Genomic DNA, 17817 nt, shown 5'->3' on the forward strand with positions numbered 1-17817 from the left:
ACGCCGGTGGCTCGCCGCCCGCCAGTGTCACGCCTGTATCTGTCCGCTGCCGCCGTCGAGTTCCCACTTTGGAGGGGGAAACCATCGGCCGCCGGTCAGAAGTAGTCGAGCAACTGCGCCGGGCCGCCCACGCCGAGCAGGTCGAGCGCGGCCGGGTCGACACCAGGGCTGTGGTGCAGCAGCCCGGCCTGCGCGACCGACCGGGCCTGCGCCGCCCCGGCGTAGAGCAGGGCGAAACCGCGCACGTCCAGCCGCAGGTCGGCCTCGCCGCCGACCCGGGCCAGCTCGGCGGCGCCGTCGGCGACGGTCAACCGCCAGGTGCCGGTGTTCCAGTCGGCGAGCGGGTCGGTGAGGCCGAAGTCGACAACACCCCGGGCGTGGGCGGGCCACCCCCGCGCGCTCACCGCGCGGACGACGTCGACCGGTCGGTGCATCCACAGGTCCCGCTCGTGGTCACGGGCCGACTCCAGCGGCAGGACGGTGCTGACGGCGTCGCCGTCGAGCGGGCACAGCCGCAGCGTCGGCGCGACGCTGGCCCAACTGCCGAGCACCCCGACGAGTTCCCGGGCGGCCTCGGCGGTGACGGCCAGCGCCTCGTCGACGGTGAGCACGGAATCCGCCCCGTAGCCCCGGCCCCGCTGCCAGGTGGCGTAACCGACCAGCTCGCCGTCGGCCTCGACGAGGGTGACCCCGTCGCCGGGCAGGCCACGGTCGGCGGCGTCGAACAGCTCACCCCGGCGGGTCAGCATGCCGTTGCGGTGCCGGGTGACCAGCTCGTACAGGGCGTCGACCGCCGGCAGATCGGCGGGCGTACCGGCCCGGACGGTGAGGTGCGACGCGGGCCGGTGCCGGGGCAACGCTGCGGTGGCCAGGTCGACGGTGCGCAGCACCCCGGCGGCCTCCCACCCGCAGGCCCGGTACGGGGCGGCGACGGTCGGATAGAGCGCGCTGATCGCCGCCTGACGGTCGCGGGCGCCGCGCAGCAGCGCGGTGAGCAGGGCCCGAGCCACGCCACGACCACGGGCTTCGGGGGCGACGGCCACCCCGGCCACGTCGGCGGCTGCCACCGCCCGCCCGGACCACCACTGGTCGTGGTGCAGGTCGACGGCCTTGCCGACGAGCCGACCGGCGTCGTCGAACGCGCCGTAACGGGTCAGGCCGGGCACCGGCGTGGACGGGGGCGCGGGGCGCTGCGGGTCGGAGCCGAACGCGAACCGGCCCAACTCCCAGGCGGCGTCGAGGTCGTCGGCGGTGAGTTCGCGCACGTGCACAGTGGCGGGCATCGGCACACCGTAGCGAGGCGGGTCCGCAGCGACAGCCGATTTACCGCCGGCGTACCGGCCGTCGCACTCCGCTGGACGGGGCACCGGTTCCGGTGTCCAGGGTGCGGCCCAATTCCTGCCTCAGGTGGGCGGAGCAGTGGTCAGCCCGAGCGCGCCCAGCACCTCATTGAGCACCTGCTGGTCGTGCGCGAGCTGCGGAACGTACTCGGTGATCCCCACTCCGACCACCTGGTGGTCGGCGCGCAGGGCGGTCAGCGACCGTGCCAGCGCGGCGGAGGTCAGGCCGCCCGGGGTGGGCACCGCCACGGCAGGCAACGCGGACGGGTCCAGCACGTCCAGGTCGAGGTGCACGTACACCGCAGCGCCGGGTGGGGGCAGCTCGGCCAGCCGGGTCGGCTGCGCGCCCAGCGTTGCGCAGTCCAGCACCGGCAGGTCATGCCGGCGCACGTACTCGACCTCGGCGGGGTCGAGATCTCGGACCCCGACCAGCGCGACCTGGCCGCGCATGAGGCAACGAGGCGCCGGCAGCGCACCGTCCGCGTCCGCGTCGAGCAGCAGGCGCAGGGGCATGCCGTGCGCCGTCCCGCTCGGCGAACTCGCAGGTGTGTTGAGGTCGCCGTGCGCGTCGATCCAGAGCACAAACAGCCTTTGCGCGTACCGGCGCGCGAGGTGGGCCACCGACGCGACCTCGACAGCGCAGTCCCCGCCCAACGTCAGCAGCCGCCGCGGGCGGTGCCGCGCGAGCACGTCCCGGTGGGCGCGGTAGCCGTCGACGACCGCGGCCCGGTGGCGGACACCCTTCTCCCGCTCCGAACCGCCGGCCGGGATCGGCACGGTGACCCGCTGCGTCCCCGGCGCGGCCAGGGCGCCCAGCGCGGCCGCCCCGTCGCGCACCCGGATGTCGTCCGCGCCCTGCCACATCGGTACCAGTACGTCGAGATCCCGGTTCCACATGGCGACGATCCTCCCAGCCGGCCGCCCGCGCCCCCTGTCGGTCAGTGTTGCGGGATGTTGGCCACGCCGATGCGCTTGCGGAACACCCAGTAGGTCCAGCCCTGGTAGGCCAGCACGATCGGAGTGAAGATCACCGCCACCCAGGTCATGATCTTCAGGGTGTACGGGGTGGACGCGGCGTTGGTGGTGGTCAGCGTGCCCGCCGCGTCCAGGGTGGAGGGCATGACGTTCGGGAACAGCGCCGCGAACAGGGTCGCCACGGCCAGGCCGATCGCCACGGCGGTGCCGGTGAACGCCCAGCCCTCCCGGCGTACCTTGGCGGCGGCGAGACCACCGAGCAGGGCCAGGGCCGCGCCGACGGCGAGCACCACGGCGGCCGCGCTGGAGCGGATGCTCAGCGTCCAGGTCAGGAACCCGACCGCGAGCACCGCGGCACCGACGCCCAGGCGCACCGCGAGCGCGCCCGCCCGCTCGCGGATGTCGCCGGTGGTCTTCAGGGCGAGGAACACCGCGCCGTGGGTCAGGAACAGCGCGAGGGTGGTCGCGCCGCCCAGCAGGGCGTACGGGTTGAGCAGGTTGAGCAGGCCGCCGACGTACTCGTGGTCGGCGTCCAGTGGCACGCCGCGCAGGATGTTGGCGAAGGCGACGCCCCACAGGATCGCCGGCAGCAGCGAACCGACCACGATCGCCGCGTCCCAGCGGCGTTTCCAGGACGCCTCGGGGCGCTTGTGCCGGTACTCGAAGGCGACCCCACGGGCGATCAGGGCTAGCAGGATCAGCAGCAGCGGCAGGTAGAAGCCGGAGAAGAGGGTGGCGTACCACTCGGGGAACGCGGCGAACATGGCGCCGCCGGCGGTGATCAGCCACACCTCGTTGCCGTCCCACACCGGGCCGATGGTGTTGATCAGGACGCGGCGTTCGCGGTCGTCGCGGCCGAGCACGGGCAGCAGCATGCCGACGCCGAAGTCGAAGCCCTCCAGGATGAAGTAGCCGGTGAACAGCACGGCGACGAGGAGAAACCAGATGGTGGTCAGGTCCACGATGGGCTCCGGGATCAGTAGGCGAAGGCGAGCGGGCGCTCGGCGTCGTCATGGGTGTCGTCGATGGGGTGCTCTTCGCTGACGTCGGGCACGCCGGCCTTGGCGTAGCGCAGCAGCAACTTGACCTCGATCACGGCGAGGGTGGCGTAGATCAGCGTGAAGGCGGTGAACGAGGTGAGCACCTCGGCCAGCGAGACGCTGCGGGACACGCCGTTGCGGGTGAGCATCTCGCCGAAGACGATCCACGGCTGGCGGCCCATCTCGGTGAAGATCCAGCCGAACGAGTTGGCCAGCAGCGGCAGCACCGGCATGGCCAGCCCGGCGCGCAGCAACCACTTGCTGCGCGGGGTGCGGCCCTTGCGCTGGCTCCACAGCACCAGCAGGGCGATCGCGGCGGCGGCCATCCCGAAGGCGATCATGAAGCGGAAGCTCCAGTAGGTGACCGGGATGATCGGCGTGTAGCTGCCCGCGCCGTACTGGCTGGCGTACTGGGCCTGTAGGTCGTTGATGCCGTGCACAGTGCCGTTCGGGTCGCCGGTGCCCAGGTACGACAGCAGGTACGGGATCTTGATGGCGAAGACCTCGCGGCTGCCGTCGAGGCTGCCGATGGTGAGTACGGAGAACGAGGCGGGGCTCTCGGTGGTGTAGAGGCCCTCGGCGGCGGCCATCTTCATCGGCTGCACCTGGGTCATGATCTTGCCCTGGATGTCGCCGGTGATCACGACGACGGCGGAGGAGACCAGGACCACCCAGGAGCCGAACTTCGTGGCGAAGCGGTACGCGCCGGTGTCGGCGGAGTCGCGGTTGCGGATCACGTGGTACAGGCCGACCGCCACGACCAGCGAGCCGGCGACCAGGAAGGAGCCGGCCAACGTGTGCGGGAAGGTGATCAGGGCGACCTTGTTGGTCATCACGGCCAGGAAGTCGGTCAGTTCCGCGCGGCCGGTGTCGGGGTTGAGCCGGTAGCCGACCGGGTTCTGCATGAACGAGTTCGCCGCGAGGATGAAGTACGCGCTGAGGTTGGTGCCGATCGCGGCGGCCCAGATGCTGGCCAGGTGTGCCCGCTTGGGCAGCCGGTCCCAGCCGAAGATCCACAGGCCGATGAAGGTGGATTCGAGGAAGAACGCGACGAGCGCCTCGATGGCCAGGGGTGCGCCGAAGACGTCGCCGACGAAGCGGGAGTAGTCGCTCCAGTTCATGCCGAACTGGAACTCCTGCACGATCCCGGTGACCACGCCCATGGCAAAGTTGATCAGGAACAGCTTGCCGTAGAACTTGGTGAGCTTGAGGTAGCGCTCGTTGCCGGTGCGGTGCCACATCGTCTGCAGGATGGCCACCAGCACGGAGAGGCCGATGGTCAGCGGCACAAAAAGGAAGTGGTAGACGGTGGTGACACCGAACTGCCAGCGGGCAACGTCCAACGCGTCCACCTGAAAACCCCCAACGATCCGTACTACGAGACGTAGTAAATACTACTGCTCGTCGTAGACGATTGGGCAGGGCCGTGCGGCCCGAACACACCCGGGACCAATGACCCTGATCACCCGACCCGCCCTCGCGGCCCCGCCGCCGCGTGCGACGATGGCGCGCTGATGAACACCTCCACCTGGCAGCCGCCGCTGATCTGGCGCGCAGCCCTTTTGTTCGCCCGGCGCCTGGTCGGCCTGCTCGCCCGCCTTCAGGTCACCGGCGACGTCCCGGCGCACCTGCGTCGCGGCCCGCTGGTGCTGGCCGCCAACCACATCAGCCCGTTCGACCCGGTGGTCATGGCCGCCGCCTGCCAGACCCGTGGCATCGCCCCCCGGATCATGGCGACCGCCGGCCTGTTCCGCGTCCCGATGTTCGGCGCCGCCATGCGCCACGCAGGACACATCCGGGTCGACCGGGGCACCAGCGCCGTGCACCGGGCTCTCGACGACGCCGCCACGGCCGTCGCCCGCGGCTCGGTGATCCTCATCTACCCCGAGGGTCGCATCGGCCTGGACCCCGGCCTGTGGCCCGAACGCGGCAAGACCGGCGCCGCCCGCCTCGCCCTGGCCTGCGGCGCCCCGGTCGTCCCGGTCGCCCAGTGGGGCGCGCACGAGGTGCTGCCCTACCAGGCGCCCCGCGGAATGCTGCGCGGAATCGCCCGCTCGCTGTGGCGTCGACCGGTGATCCGGGTGCACTTCGGCACCCCCGTCGACCTGGGCGAGACGGGGGCGGCCCACCCCGGCGCGGCCCGCCGCGCGACCGACCGGATCATGGACGCGCTCACCGACACCCTCGCCCCGCTGCGCCCCGACGAGCCGGACCTGCCTCGTCACATCGACCCCGGTCGCCCAAGCGACACCAGCCGCGCCCACCGCCGCCGCTCAGACTGAGGCCACCGCCGCGACCGCCGAGGTTGCCGCGACGTCGGGGTGCGCCGGTGCACGGAGACCCGCACGGGTGCCGGACAGCCGAGTCGAGCACCGGGTGGAACGGTCTGCGGCGGGGCCTGCGGCGCCGAGTTCAGCCGGGTGCCGCACCCCACCCTCCCCCACCCCCCAACACCACCTTCGCTCCCTTTGCTCTGCACCCGCGGACGCACCAGCTACTGACGGTGACTGTCGACTCCGCGGGTGCAGAGCAAAGGACGAAGGACGGGCATCCGGGGGTGGGGGCCGCAGGCCGGTCCGACGGGAGCGTGCGGCCGACGGGCATGCCGACGTCGCGCCTGCCGCCACCGCGGACAGGGACACCCGCCGGCCACGGCAACCACCCGTGCCGCCTCCCCGGCGTCCCAGGCCTGATCTTCGCCGGCAGGCCACCCATGCGCCACCGGCGACGGGCATACTGCGTCGCGTGTTGACCCGATTCGGCTACCTCGACGCGCCCGCGCCGCTGGCGTTCGCCCACCGTGGCGGCGCCGCCGAGGGCGACGAGAACACCACCGAGGCGTTCGCCCGGGCCATCGGGCTGGGCTACCGGTACGTGGAGACCGACGTGCACGCCACCGCCGACGGCGTGGCGGTGATCTTCCACGACCCGACGTTGCGCCGGGTCACCGGTGAGGCGGGACGCATCGCCGACATGAGCTGGGCCGACCTCGCCTCGGTACGCGTCGGCGGCGCTGCCGTCGTACCCCGGCTCGACGAGGTGTTGGGGGCGTGGCCGCAGGTTCGCTTCAACATCGACGTGAAGGCCGACGGCGGCGTCGAGCCGACGGTCGCGACCGTGACCAGGGCCGGCGCCGGCGACCGGGTGCTCCTCGCCTCGTTCAGCGATGCCCGGCTGACCCGGCTGCGGGCGCTCACCGAGGGCCGGGTCGCCACCAGCCTGGGCATGCGCGGCGTCGCCCGGCTGCGGCTGGCCTCCCTGCACGGGCGGCCACTGCGGCTGCCGCCGTCGGTGGTCGCCGCGCAGGTGCCGCCACACTACGGGCGGGTGCCGGTGGTGGACCGCCGGTTCCTCGACTACTGCCACCGGATCGGCCTTCAGGTGCACGTCTGGACGATCGACGAACCAGCCCAGATGCACGACTTACTGGATCGTGGCGTGGATGGCATCATGACCGATCACGTCGGCGTGCTGCGCGACGTCTATCGCAGCCGCGGCCACTGGGCCGCCTGACCATCGAAGGACCCCCGATGGCCGAGACCGTGACCCCCACGGTGGACGACACCCCGCCTCCGGCGAGCACCCGCCGGGAGCGCAGGGGCTGGTACATCTACGACTGGGCCAACTCCGCGTTCCAGACCACCGTGATCACCGTGTTCCTCGGCCCGTTCCTGACCACCGTCGCCGAGTTGGCGGCCGGCTGCGAACTGGGCGCGGATTCCTGCGACGGCTCCGTCTACCCACTGGGCATCAAGATCGCCGCCGGGTCCTACTACCCGTACCTGATCTCGCTGTCGGTGTTCCTCACCGTGTTCGTGCTGCCGGTCATCGGGGCGATCGCCGACCGCTCGGCACACAAGAAGCGTCTGCTCGGCGGCGCCGCGTTCACCGGCGCGGGCGCCACCATCGCGATGGCCTTCGTCACCGGTGACCGCTACCTGCTCGGCGGGGCACTCTTCCTGGTCGCCAACATCTCCTTCGGCGCGGCGATCGTGGTCTACAACTCGTTCCTGCCGCAGCTCGGCGGCCCCGACGAACGCGACGGCATCTCCAGTCGCGGCTGGGCGCTGGGCTACCTCGGCGGCGGTCTGCTGCTGGCCCTCAACCTCGTCGCGATCACCCTGCTCGACGAGGGCGACAACCCCCAACGCACCCTGGACCTGGCTCGCTGGTCGATCGTGTCCGCCGGCGTGTGGTGGGCGTTGTTCACGCTGGTGCCGCTGCGCTGGCTGCGCGAGCGCCCCAGCGTCGCGGCCCTGGCCAGTGGCGGCAACGTGCTCACCGACGGGTTCCGGCAACTCGCCCGCACCATGCGCGAGGTCAAGGCGTACCCGCTGACGCTGTACTTCCTGCTGGCGTTCCTGGTCTACAACGACGGCATCCAGACCGTCATCACCCTGGCCAGCCAGTACGGCACCGAAGAGCTGCGCCTGGAGCAGAGCACCCTGATCATCACGATCCTGCTGGTGCAGTTCCTCGCCTTCGGCGGCGCGTTGAGCCTGGGAGCGCTGGCCAAGCGGATCGGCGCCTGGAAGACAGTGCTGCTCAGCCTGGTCCTCTGGACCGGTGTGATCATCGCCGCGTTCCGGCTGCCCGCCGAGGCGCCGGTGCCGTTCATGGTCCTCGGCGCGGCCATCGGCCTGGTCCTCGGCGGCAGCCAGGCGCTGAGCCGGTCGCTGTTCAGCCAGCTCATCCCGGCCGGCAAGGAAGGCGAGTACTACGGCTTCTACGAGATCAGCGACAAGGGCACCAGCTGGCTCGGCCCGCTCGCCTTCGGCCTGGTGTTCCAGCTCACCTCCTCCTACCGGGTGGGCCTGGTCTCACTGCTGATCTTCTTCGTGGTCGGGTTCCTGCTTCTCGCCGCCGTGCCGATCCGCCGTGCCATCGTGGCCGCGGGCAATACCCCACCCCGAGTGCTCTGAGCACGCGTCCCGCGTCCGACAGATCAGGAAGGGTCGATCGGCTAGGCTGCCCGACCGTGACCGACGACGCCGCGCCCGCCCCGACCTGCCTGGCCCACCCGTTCCCCGGCCAGCCACACGCCCCGGCCGGGTGCGCGGCCGCGCGCGGGCTCGACGGGCGTCCGGTGCACGCGGCGGCGTTGAAGTTCTTCTGGGGGCCGATGGACTGCGGCAAGTCCACGATGGCGTTGCAGATGAACTACAACCACGCCCGGCAGGGCCGGCGCGGGCTGGTCACCACCCGCATCGACCGGTCGCTGGGACCGCAGGTCACCACCCGCATCGGTCTGGCCCACGAGGCCATCGAGGTCACCGACGACCTGGACCTGCGGGCCCTGGTGCGCGGCCGGTGGGCCGACGGGGTACGCGTCGACTACCTGATCTGCGACGAGGCGTGCTTCTACACCGTCGAGCACGTCGAGCAGATGGCCGAGTTGGTGGACAGCTACGACGTCGACGTGTTCGCGTTCGGCCTGGCCACCGACTTCCGGTCGCGGCTGTTCCCCGCCACGCAACGCCTGTTCGAGCTGGCCGACGAGGTGGCCCGCATCCAGGTCGAGGTGCTCTGCTGGTGCGGCCGCGAAGGGTTGCTCAACGCCCGGGTCGTCGACGGGCGGGTCGTCCGTGAGGGCGCCCAGGTCGTCATCGGCGACACCGTCGACACCGCCGAGGTGCGCTACCAGGTGCTCTGCCGCCGGCACTACCGCAGCGGCGACCTCGGCCCCCGCGACTGAGGCGCCCACCACCGCTGTCGCCGAAACCGACCCGGTGCCCCGGACGGTCAGGACCGCTGCCGGGCCGCGGCGGCCCGCACCCGGAACCGGTCGGTCAGGATCACGGCGACCGTCACCGCCAACGCCACCGCGGCGCACACCGCGACGGGTGCCCCCAGCACCACACCGACCGGCATCAACGCCAGCAGGACCACCACCGCGGTGAGCCGGCTGATCGGCAGGGTCCGCCACAGCAGCGCCTTGTAGGCGGCGTGCCCGGCCAGGAACAGCGCGGGACCACCGAGGGTCAGCAGCACGTCGACCGTGGTGGCCGGCGCGCCCGGTTCCCGCAGCAACCGCTCGTCGGCCGCCGACGTGACGACGACCCCGGCGACGATCACCGGGTGCAGGTAGTTGAACGCGACTCGACTCAACGCGCCGGTGCGCTCTCCGGCGTGGGCGATGACCTCCGTGGCGGCCGAGGCCGAGCGGGCGAAGTACACCCACCACAGCGCCACCGAACCGCCGAACGCCAGCAGGAACGCCCCGGACGTCACCAGGTCCACGTGCGAGGTGAGGGTGCTGCCGGTGACCAGGATCGACTCCCCCAGCGCGATCAGGACGAAGGCCGCGCACCGTTCGGCCAGGTGCCCGCCCTCCACCATCCACCGCTCGGGTCGGCTGCGCCCCCGTCGCGGCAGCGGATAGCCGATCGAGAGGCCGACCACGTCGATCACGATCACCGCCGCCCACACGGCCTCGCGCGCGGCCCCGCCGACCAGGCCACCGAGGAGCATGAGCAGCGACGTCCCGGCGATCCACGGCAGCGACTGCCGGAAGCCGGCGACCAGCCACGGGCTGCCCTGTACCGCCCACAACGAGAACAGGGTGCGTCCCACCTGCACGGTCACGTAGACCACCGCGAAGAGCAGACCGGTCGAGCCGAACGCCTCCGGGATCGCCGCCGACAACAGCAGGCTGCCCAGCGTCACCCCGATCAGCATCGTCCGCACCGGCCCCTGGTCCGGTTGCAGCCAGTTGGTCACCCAGGTGGTGTAGACCCAGACGAACCACACCAGCGCCAGCAACAGGGCGGTACGCCCGGCGCCCCGCCAGTCCAGGTGCGCGATCAGGTAGTGCGACAACTGGGTGATGGTGAAGATGAAGACCAGATCGAAGAAGAGTTCCGTCGAGGTGGTCGGCTGCACCCCCTCGCGTGGTCGCAGCAGCTGTGGGCGTACCGGGGCGGCGACCGGGGGTTCAGAAGGGGTCACCGCACACCCGCCAGTCCCCGTCCTCACGGACCACCGGCAGGCGACGTTCTTCGCTGATTCCGCCGTCGCGGGTCACCTTCACGGTCACCGTGCCGTGCGGTCGTCCGCTGCGGGTGGCGACCGACACGTCGGTGATCTCGTAGTCGGTGACCATCGGTGGTGTCCGCACCCAACTGGTGAAGCCGATCGCGCTCCAGCGGCTGCGCGCGTCCTCGCAGAGCCGCTCGTACGCCCGGTCACTGTCGCCGAGGGCCACCTCGCTGAGGAAACCGTCGGCGGTCTCCCGGATCGGGCCGGCGGCCTGCCGGACGGTCTGCAGGTTCCAGGCGCCCAACCCGGCCACCCCCACGCAGCACAGCGCCACGCCGAACCCGGCGAACGCCAACCCGGTGCGCATCGGGCGGTGACGCCGGGCCGGTCGGCTCCACGACTGGCCCGCACCCACGACTACCGACCGTAGAGAAGACGCTCACGCCGACGGGCGACAAGCCGGAAACTGGGTGCGCCCGATGCGCGGGTGTGCCCTGTTCGCGGCGGCCTCGCATCGTCTACCGTCGGCGCACACCCCCGAGCAGTGCCAGGAGCCGATCGATGAGCCGCTTCGTGCAGCCGGTACCACCCCCCGTCGACCCGTACGCCGGTGATGGCCTGCTGCGGTCCTGGCTGGAGCGTCACCTCGGCCCGGGCGGGCACGCCGCCGCGAAGGGCCGTCTCGCGGACCTGGCCGCCGACGTCACCGGGCCGCTGCGCGCGGCGCACGCCGACGCGGAGGCGCACCCGCCCGCGCTGGTCCGCTACGACCCGTGGGGTGCCCGGATCGACCGCATCGACACCTCCGCCGGTTGGCAGGCGCAACGCGCCGCCGCCGCCCGACACGCCGTGGTGGCGCTGCCCTACCTGTCGGACGCCCGGGGCACCTGGGGTGCTGCCGCGCGGGTCGTCCAGCACGCCCTGCTGCACCTGTACGGGCCGGAGTCGGCGACGTTCTCCTGCCCGGTGGCGATGGCCGACGGGGCGGCGGCGCTGCTCAGCATGCCCGACGTCGACGCCACGGTCCGCGACGCGTGGCTGCCCCGGCTGATCTCCACGGACCCGGCAACGGCGATCACCAGCGGGCAGTGGATGACCGAGTCGCAGGGCGGCTCCGATCTGGGCCGCTCCAGCACGCTCGGCCGCCCCGCGGCGGACGGTTCGTGGCGGCTGACCGGCGAGAAGTGGTTCTGCTCCGCCGCCGACGCGGCGATGGCGGTGGCGCTGGCCCGGCCGGAGGGCGCCGGGCGGGGCAGCCGGGTGCTCGCCCCGTTCCTCGTTCCCCGGTACGCCGTCGACTCACCGCTGGCCGACGGCGCGGCGCCGGGCGCACCCGCACCGGGTGTCACCGTGCACCGGCTCAAGGACAAGCTCGGCACCCGGGCGCTGCCCACCGCCGAGATCGGCCTGCGCGACGCGTACGCCCTTCCACTGGGTGACCCGGCGGTGCCCGGTCTGGTCCGGGCGATGACCCTGGTCGTGGTGACCCGGGTGCACAACGCCGCGGCGGCGGCCGGCGGGATGCGACGGGGTCTCGCCTACGCCCGCGCGTACGCCGAGGTGCGGCACGTCGCCGGCGGCCCGCTGGTGTCCTCGCCCCTGCACCGGGCCACCCTGGGCACCCTCGCGGTCGACGCGGCGGGCGCGTTCGCCCTTGCCGGGCACGCCTTCGCCCTGCTCGGGCGGGTCGAGGTCGGCGCCGACCCGGAGGCCGCGGCCGAGCTGCGCATCGTGGCGCCGTTGGCGAAGCTGGCCACCGGTCGGCTCGCCGTCAGCTCCGCCAGCGAGTACGTGGAGAGCTTCGGCGGTGCCGGCTATGTGGAGGACACCGGCGTTCCCCGGCTGCTGCGTGACGCCCAGGTGCTGCCGATCTGGGAGGGCACCACCAATGTGCTGGCCCTGGACGTGCTGCGCGCGTTGACCCGGGAGGACGCGGGTGCGCCGCTGCTGAGCCGGCTGACCGCCGCCGTCGACCTGGCTCGGCCGCTGTCGCCGGTGCTGGCCGACACCCTGGCCACCGCCGCCGCGCAGTTGGCGGAGACCATCACCGCGGTGACCGTCGACCCGGGGGCGTCGGCGGTGCTCGCGGGCGCCCGCGGTCTCGCGTTGCGCCTGGCGTACGCGCTGACCACCGCGTTGCTCGTCGAGCACGCCGCGTGGGGCGACGAGCAGGCGGAGTTGGCCGCCCGACTGTGGGCGCGCCGCTGGCTGCGGCACGAGGAGATCGCCGAGGACGCCCACCACCACCTCGACCTGCTCTGCTGACCGGCCGGCGCGAGCGGACAGGTGGGCGCTCATGTCGGTGCTGATCGAGCTGGGTGACGACCGGGGCGCGCCCCTGGAGGAGCGCCGCCCGCCTCCGCAGGTGTCCCGCCGGTGGCGGGTGGCGGCGCTGGTGGCGGCCTGTGTCCTGCTCGGCGGTGCCGCCCCGGCCGCGCCCCTGACGCCTCAGCCCGGGCCGGCGCTGCCCGCCCGGGCGACCGTGCTCGGCGCGGGGCCGCTGCTGCTGGTCGTCGATCCCGAGCCGAACCCGCCGACGCTGAGCGCCTACGACTCGGCCGCGCCGGACGGCCCGCCGCGCTGGCGGGTCACCGTGCCGCCCGCCGCCGGGTGGTCCGCCGAGGTCGCGGGTGATCTGCTGCTGCTGGTCGAGCGCGACCAGGCGCTCGGGGCGCGGGTGACCACCGCGCGGTCGTTGCGTACCGGCCAGCCGGTGTGGCGGCGACCCGAGCGGGTGTACGCGGCCGGGAATGAGGCGGTCGCGGTGAGCGAGGTGCGCAGCGCCTCCGAACCGGGTCGGAGGGTCGAGGGCACGGTGCACGGCGTCGACCCTGCCACCGGCGTGACCCGGTGGTCGGTCCCGCTGCCTTCCACGGCGGTGCTGCGGGCGCTGCCCGGGCGGGTGCTGCTGGTGCAGGACGACGGGCTTGCCCGACTGCTCGACGCCCGTGACGGCACCGAACACGGGCGGGGCCAGCTTCCGCCGGCCGACTACGGCCCGGACAATCCCCAGGTCGTCGGCGCGCACCTGGTGCTGCGCCACCCGAGCGGCGGCGCGATGGCGCTGACCGGCTACGACCTACCCGGGCTGGCGCGACGCTGGCAGGTGCCGGTGCAGCCGGGTGAGCTGATCCTGCGTCCCTGCCAGGGTCTGATCTGCGGGCAGGACGAGCAGGGACGCTGGGCGATCGACCCGGGCACCGGGGTGCGAGTGTGGACGTGGCCGGCCGGGGCGCGGTGGCGAACGGTGGCTGGCCCACGGGCCGCTGCGGAACCCCTGGTGGTGCTGGGGATGGCGGCGGACGGCAGGCGCTCCCTGATCGCGACGGTGGGACGCGACGGTCATCGGGTGTCCGCTGTGCTCCCGGCGGGTGTGACCGACTGCCGCCGGGTCGGCGCCGGGTTGATCTGCCGCGACGGCACGGCCCGCGTGACGTTCTGGCCCATCGAAGGCCCCTGACCCCGGGTCAGCGCAGAGGGCCTCGGGCAACGGCTGCGCGCATCGTCGCCGGATCGCCGGCCGGGACGAACTCCAGCCACCAGGTGGCGCCGGCCGCGGCCAGCTCACCGAGGTAGGCCCGTTCGGTGCGCTCGTCGGAACGGCGCCGCCGGCCGCCGACCGCCACGTCGAACGGCTGACCGTCGGCGCGCGTCGCTGGTAGGGCGTTCGTCAGGTCGTGGACCTCGTCGGGGGTGAAGTCGGACCACCCGTCGGTGTCGGTGAGCTTGTACGGCACGATGCCGTCGGCGCGGGCGGCCCGGCGGCGCACCGCCCCGGCCTGGGTGCTCCCGCCGACCCAGACCGGCACCCGCGGCGACTGCACCGGCGCAGGCCGCAGCGACACCCCGTCGGCGCGGTAGTGGGTGCCCTGGTGGCTGACCCGCTCACCGCTGAGCAGCCCCGTCAGCAGGTCGAGACCCTCGTCGAGCATCGCGGCCCGCACGGACACCTCGGTCTGTTCGCCGAAGGCGGCCAGGCCCCGGTCGCCGGGGTCGCCGACACCGACGGCCACTGTGGCCCGGCCCGCGCTGAGGTGGTCGAGGGTGAGGACCTCCCGCGCCAACTTCGCCGGGCGACGCCGGGGCAGCGCGGTGACCGTGGTGCCCAGTCGCACCCGGTCGGTGCGCCCGGCGATCGCGGCGAGGACCAGCCACGGGTCGTAGGTGAACGGCTCGTCGCCGGAATAGTGGATCAGATAGTCCTCCAGGAACACGCCGTCCCAGTCGGCACGTTCGGCCAGCTCACCCAGCTCGACCAGAGTGGACACCGCGACCGCGGCCCCGCCGCAGGAAATCTCCAGACCGTGTCTCATCCGCCGACCATAGGGCGGGGGCCCGACACCAGGCCGCCGCGAGTGTCGCGGGGCCGGAGTTGTCGGGCCCCGGCGGCATACTGCCGGCGTGACAACTTCTGCCGACCTCGCGATGGTCAACCTCGACAGTTCCGATCCCGCCGGCCACGCCGCGTTCTACCACGAGGCGCTGGGCTGGGAGGTCACCCACAGCCAACCGGAGTACGCGATGATCAGCTCCGGTGGCGTCTCCATCGGCTTCGGGCTGGTCGAGGGCTACCGACCGCCCTCCTGGCCGGACCAGACCGGCGACAAGCGCTACCACCTGGATCTTTACGTCGACGACCTGACGGCGGCGGAGGAGAAGTTCGTCGCCGCGGGCGCGTCGAAGCCGGCCTTCCAGCCCGGCGGCGAGCGGTGGGTGGTGCTTCTCGACCCGATCGGGCAGCCGTTCTGCATCTGCCCCCGCCCACAGAGCTGACGCGGCAGGCACTGCTCAACCGCGACGACGCGACCGGGCCGCCCACACCGCGTAGGCCGGGTCACGGTCGAGGTTGTGCCGGTCCCGGTCGTAGCGGCGGGTGGTGCGCGGGTCGGCGTGCCCCATGGCGTCCTGCACATCCTCCAACGGCACGCCCTCCGAGCGGGCCGTGGTGGCGAAGGCGTGTCGCAGCGAGTGTGGGGACAGCTTCGCCCAGGCCGGGATGCCGGCGGCGCGGGCGAGCCGACGGACCATCCGGAACACCGAGTGCCGGTCCAGCCGGGCACCGCTGGCGGTGACCAGCAGCGGGCCGGTGAGCTGCGGCACCGGCACGCCGGTGGTGGCGGCCCGCTGGGCCAGGTAGGCGTCCACGGCGTGCCCGGTGCCGGGGGTGAGGGCGCGGCGACGTTGTTTGCCGCCCTTGCCGACGAAACGCACGCTGCGGTGGCCGCGTTCGGTGCCGAGGTCGGTCAGGTCCAGTGAGATCAGCTCCCCGACCCGCAGACCCAGGTCGGCGAGGAGCGCGAGCGCCGCCCGGTTGCGTACGGCGGTCGCGCCGGTGTCCGCGTCGGCCGCGCTGAGCAGGGCGTCCACCTCCTCGGGGGTGAGCCCGACGGTGGCGGAGTGGTCCCGGTCGACGCGGGGGCGGTCGGCGCCGGAGACCGGGTTGGCCGGCACAGCGCCCAGCTTGACCAGGAAGTCGTACCAACTGGACAGCGCCGAGAGTCGGCGCGCGACGGTCGCCGGGGTCAGTGTGCGGCCGCTGCGGGCGTCGACGCTGCTCTCCAGCGCGCGGGCGTACTCGTTGACGTGCAGGAACGTGGCCCGCAGCGGGTCCAGGTCGTGACCGGCGCACCAGCGGAGCCAGCCGGTGACGTCACGTCGGTAGGCGTCGCGGGTGTGCTCGGATAGCCGCCGGTTGCGCAGCCACGCCTCGGTGACCTCGACCGGCCCGCTCGGCAGCGCCGGTGGCGCGGACGGGCGGGCGAGCACCGGAGCGTCGGAGAACACCATGTGAAAAAGGCTCTCAGCCTCGGGTGGGATCGGCGTGCAGGCGCGCCGATCCCACCCGTCACCGTGTCGGATCAGGCGTTGATCTCGCGGCGGGCGTCGCCGTTGGCCTTGATGGTCACCCGGCGGGGCTTGGCACGCTCGGCGACCGGGATGCGCAGCGTCAGCACCCCGTTCTCGTAGCCGGCCTCCAGCTTGTCGGCGTCCAGCGTGTCGCCGAGGAACAGCCGCCGGGTGAAGGTGCCCATCGGGCGTTCGGCGGCGACCAGTTCGACGCCGTCGCCGGTTGGCCGGCGACGCTCGGCTCGGACGGTGAGCACGTTGCGCTCGACGGTGCAGTCGATGCTGTCCGGGTCGACGCCGGGCAGGTCGAACGCCGCGTAGAAGTGGTCGCCGTCGCGGTAGGCGTCCAGGTGCATCGTCGCGGGACGGGCCGCCGTACCGAAGAACTGCTCGGCGAGCCGGTCCATCTCGCGGAACGGGTCGGTACGCATCAACATCGTCATGCCTCCTCGGTTCTCCTGGCCGAAGGTGATGAGTTGAGCCGGGCTGACTCAACTTCCTCTTCTTATTTAGCGCGTCCGCGCGCCGACGTCAACTGCTCCGGACAGCCGCTTTTCAAACCAGTGTTCGGCGTAGGGGCCCCGCGAGTACGCCGGGATCTCGGCGTAGCCGTGCCGGGCGTACAGGGCGCGGGCCTCGACCAGGTCGTGGCGGGTGTCGAGCCGGATCCGGTCCGCCCCGGCCGCGCGGGCCTGCTCCTCGACGGCGGCCAGCAGTACGGCGCCCCCACCGGCGCCGCGGTGCTCGGGGCGGATGAACACCCGGGTCAGCTCGGCCCAGCCGGGTTGCCAGCGCAGCCCGGCGCAGCCGGCCAGTTCGGTGCCGCGGTGGGCGACCAGGAGCAGCCCGCTCGGCGTGGTCAGGTCATCGCTGGGTAACTCGGCCAGCGCCGTGTCGACCTCGCCGGGCAGGGCCGGGCGACGGTGATAGCGAACCACCATCTCGGTCATGTACTCGCGCAGCAGCAGTACCGCGTCGGGGTGGTCGGGCCGGCTGGTGCTGGTCGTCCAGGTGGGCCGGGCGGTAATGGTCACCTGTTGATCATCACCGCCCGGTCAACGGCTTTATCCGGTCGCCCCGGCGCTGCTGCCCCTGCGACATCCACCCCACCTGCGTCGCCCACCTCGTGGTCAGCGCGACACGAGGTGGGCGGAGGGAATACCAGTCGCTTACCGGCGGGGGCGGGGCAGCAGGGCGATCAACGCGACCGCCACGGCCACGTGCGTTGCGCCGAGGGCGAGCTTGGCGCCGCCGGTGGCCTCGACGCTGAGCACGGGGACGAAGGACAGCACCGTCACGACGACGGCCAGCGAGATCCAGAGCGGTCGTGCGACCCGGGTGGCGAACCGCTCCAGCAGCGCCAGCGCGGCCCAGCCGAGCAGGGCGGCCGCCAGGGCGATCATGACGATGGCGCCGGCCCCGATGACAGTGGCGGGCTGGCCCGGGCTCTCGACGGTGTAGTCGACTCCGGCCAACGCGCCGATCGCCCAGATGGCCAGGGGAGCCACGACGGCGGCGGCGACACCGAGGGCGCGGCGGCGCAGTGGTGAGGGGGCGGGTGTCGTGACGGCGGCAGCACTCATGACGGCTCCTCGTTCAGGGGAAACGAACGAGTACGACCGTAACAGATAGTCTTG

Annotated in this window: 18 protein-coding genes; 7 read left to right on the forward strand and 11 right to left on the reverse strand. The window is 72.8% G+C overall.

The genetic code is table 11. The features are described from left to right. Positions 1-95: 95 nt before the first annotated feature. The 4 genes from ACFYP0_RS02190 to ACFYP0_RS02205 form a co-directional block, all read right to left on the reverse strand. Complete coding sequence (locus ACFYP0_RS02190; protein WP_356977817.1) at positions 96-1283, reverse strand: GNAT family N-acetyltransferase; 1188 nt, start codon at positions 1281-1283, stop codon at positions 96-98. 120 nt (positions 1284-1403) lie between these two features. Then, positions 1404-2237 carry an arginase family protein gene (locus ACFYP0_RS02195; RefSeq protein ID WP_355493498.1) on the reverse strand — a complete coding sequence of 278 codons (834 nt, stop codon included), beginning with the start codon at positions 2235-2237 and terminating at the stop codon, positions 1404-1406. Between the two features lie 41 nt (positions 2238-2278). Then, a complete protein-coding gene (gene cydB, locus ACFYP0_RS02200) occupies positions 2279-3277 on the reverse strand; it encodes a cytochrome d ubiquinol oxidase subunit II (protein WP_355493499.1) in 999 nt (332 codons plus the stop codon). A gap of 14 nt (positions 3278-3291) precedes the next feature. Continuing rightward, entirely contained in the window at positions 3292-4707 is a 1416-nt protein-coding gene (locus ACFYP0_RS02205) for a cytochrome ubiquinol oxidase subunit I (protein WP_355493500.1), read from the reverse strand. A 162-nt stretch (positions 4708-4869) separates the two neighbouring features. Between ACFYP0_RS02205 and ACFYP0_RS02210 the strand changes: the two genes are divergently transcribed. The 4 genes from ACFYP0_RS02210 (at position 4870) to ACFYP0_RS02225 (ending at position 9050) form a co-directional block, all read left to right on the forward strand. Then, on the forward strand, positions 4870-5637 hold the full coding sequence (locus tag ACFYP0_RS02210) for a lysophospholipid acyltransferase family protein (RefSeq protein WP_355493501.1): 768 nt from the start codon (positions 4870-4872) through the stop codon (positions 5635-5637). Positions 5638-6100: 463 nt separating this feature from the next. After that, positions 6101-6868, forward strand: coding sequence for a glycerophosphodiester phosphodiesterase (locus ACFYP0_RS02215; RefSeq protein WP_124857969.1), 768 nt, complete (start codon positions 6101-6103; stop codon positions 6866-6868). Positions 6869-6885: 17 nt separating this feature from the next. Then, positions 6886-8277, forward strand: coding sequence for an MFS transporter (locus ACFYP0_RS02220; protein ID WP_355493502.1), 1392 nt, complete (start codon positions 6886-6888; stop codon positions 8275-8277). A gap of 56 nt (positions 8278-8333) precedes the next feature. Next, complete coding sequence (locus ACFYP0_RS02225) at positions 8334-9050, forward strand: thymidine kinase (RefSeq protein WP_386994018.1); 717 nt, start codon at positions 8334-8336, stop codon at positions 9048-9050. 47 nt (positions 9051-9097) lie between these two features. Here ACFYP0_RS02225 and ACFYP0_RS02230 read toward each other — a convergent pair whose 3' ends face one another. Both ACFYP0_RS02230 and ACFYP0_RS02235 read right to left on the reverse strand, forming a co-directional pair. Beyond that, on the reverse strand, positions 9098-10303 hold the full coding sequence (locus ACFYP0_RS02230) for a low temperature requirement protein A (protein ID WP_355493503.1): 1206 nt from the start codon (positions 10301-10303) through the stop codon (positions 9098-9100). Then, positions 10290-10748: an Rv0361 family membrane protein gene (locus ACFYP0_RS02235; protein ID WP_386994021.1), complete on the reverse strand. Its 459-nt coding sequence runs from the start codon at positions 10746-10748 to the stop codon at positions 10290-10292. Before ACFYP0_RS02235 ends, ACFYP0_RS02230 begins: the two co-directional genes overlap by 14 nt. Before the next feature lie 146 nt (positions 10749-10894). Here ACFYP0_RS02235 and ACFYP0_RS02240 point away from each other — a divergent pair, with 146 nt between their 5' ends. Both ACFYP0_RS02240 and ACFYP0_RS02245 read left to right on the forward strand, forming a co-directional pair. Next, positions 10895-12598: an acyl-CoA dehydrogenase family protein gene (locus ACFYP0_RS02240; protein WP_355493504.1), complete on the forward strand. Its 1704-nt coding sequence runs from the start codon at positions 10895-10897 to the stop codon at positions 12596-12598. A 31-nt stretch (positions 12599-12629) separates the two neighbouring features. Continuing rightward, the gene (locus tag ACFYP0_RS02245; protein WP_355493505.1) at positions 12630-13793 is read left to right on the forward strand and encodes an outer membrane protein assembly factor BamB family protein; all 1164 of its coding nucleotides are present in this window, start codon (positions 12630-12632) and stop codon (positions 13791-13793) included. Positions 13794-13800: 7 nt separating this feature from the next. On the opposite strand, the gene ACFYP0_RS02250 is transcribed toward ACFYP0_RS02245, so the two are convergent. After that, positions 13801-14646 (reverse strand): LLM class flavin-dependent oxidoreductase, encoded by an 846-nt coding sequence (locus tag ACFYP0_RS02250; RefSeq protein ID WP_386994024.1) that lies wholly within the window; start codon positions 14644-14646, stop codon positions 13801-13803. Between the two features lie 88 nt (positions 14647-14734). Here ACFYP0_RS02250 and ACFYP0_RS02255 point away from each other — a divergent pair, with 88 nt between their 5' ends. Further along, positions 14735-15106, forward strand: a complete 372-nt coding sequence (locus ACFYP0_RS02255) for a VOC family protein (RefSeq protein WP_386994026.1) — start codon at positions 14735-14737, stop codon at positions 15104-15106. 15 nt (positions 15107-15121) lie between these two features. Here the strand turns inward: ACFYP0_RS02255 and ACFYP0_RS02260 are convergent, their stop codons facing one another. From ACFYP0_RS02260 to ACFYP0_RS02275, 4 genes are all read right to left on the reverse strand, one after another. After that, positions 15122-16120: a tyrosine-type recombinase/integrase gene (locus ACFYP0_RS02260; RefSeq protein ID WP_124857953.1), complete on the reverse strand. Its 999-nt coding sequence runs from the start codon at positions 16118-16120 to the stop codon at positions 15122-15124. A gap of 71 nt (positions 16121-16191) precedes the next feature. Continuing rightward, positions 16192-16617 carry an Hsp20/alpha crystallin family protein gene (locus tag ACFYP0_RS02265; protein ID WP_124857951.1) on the reverse strand — a complete coding sequence of 142 codons (426 nt, stop codon included), beginning with the start codon at positions 16615-16617 and terminating at the stop codon, positions 16192-16194. Between the two features lie 72 nt (positions 16618-16689). Beyond that, positions 16690-17214, reverse strand: coding sequence for a GNAT family N-acetyltransferase (locus ACFYP0_RS02270; RefSeq protein ID WP_355493507.1), 525 nt, complete (start codon positions 17212-17214; stop codon positions 16690-16692). Positions 17215-17349: 135 nt separating this feature from the next. Then, positions 17350-17763: a DUF6069 family protein gene (locus ACFYP0_RS02275; protein WP_355493508.1), complete on the reverse strand. Its 414-nt coding sequence runs from the start codon at positions 17761-17763 to the stop codon at positions 17350-17352. Positions 17764-17817 lie beyond the last annotated feature (54 nt).

The sequence above is a fragment of the Micromonospora arida genome, assembly GCF_042873195.1.
Taxonomy (GTDB): domain Bacteria; phylum Actinomycetota; class Actinomycetes; order Mycobacteriales; family Micromonosporaceae; genus Micromonospora; species Micromonospora arida.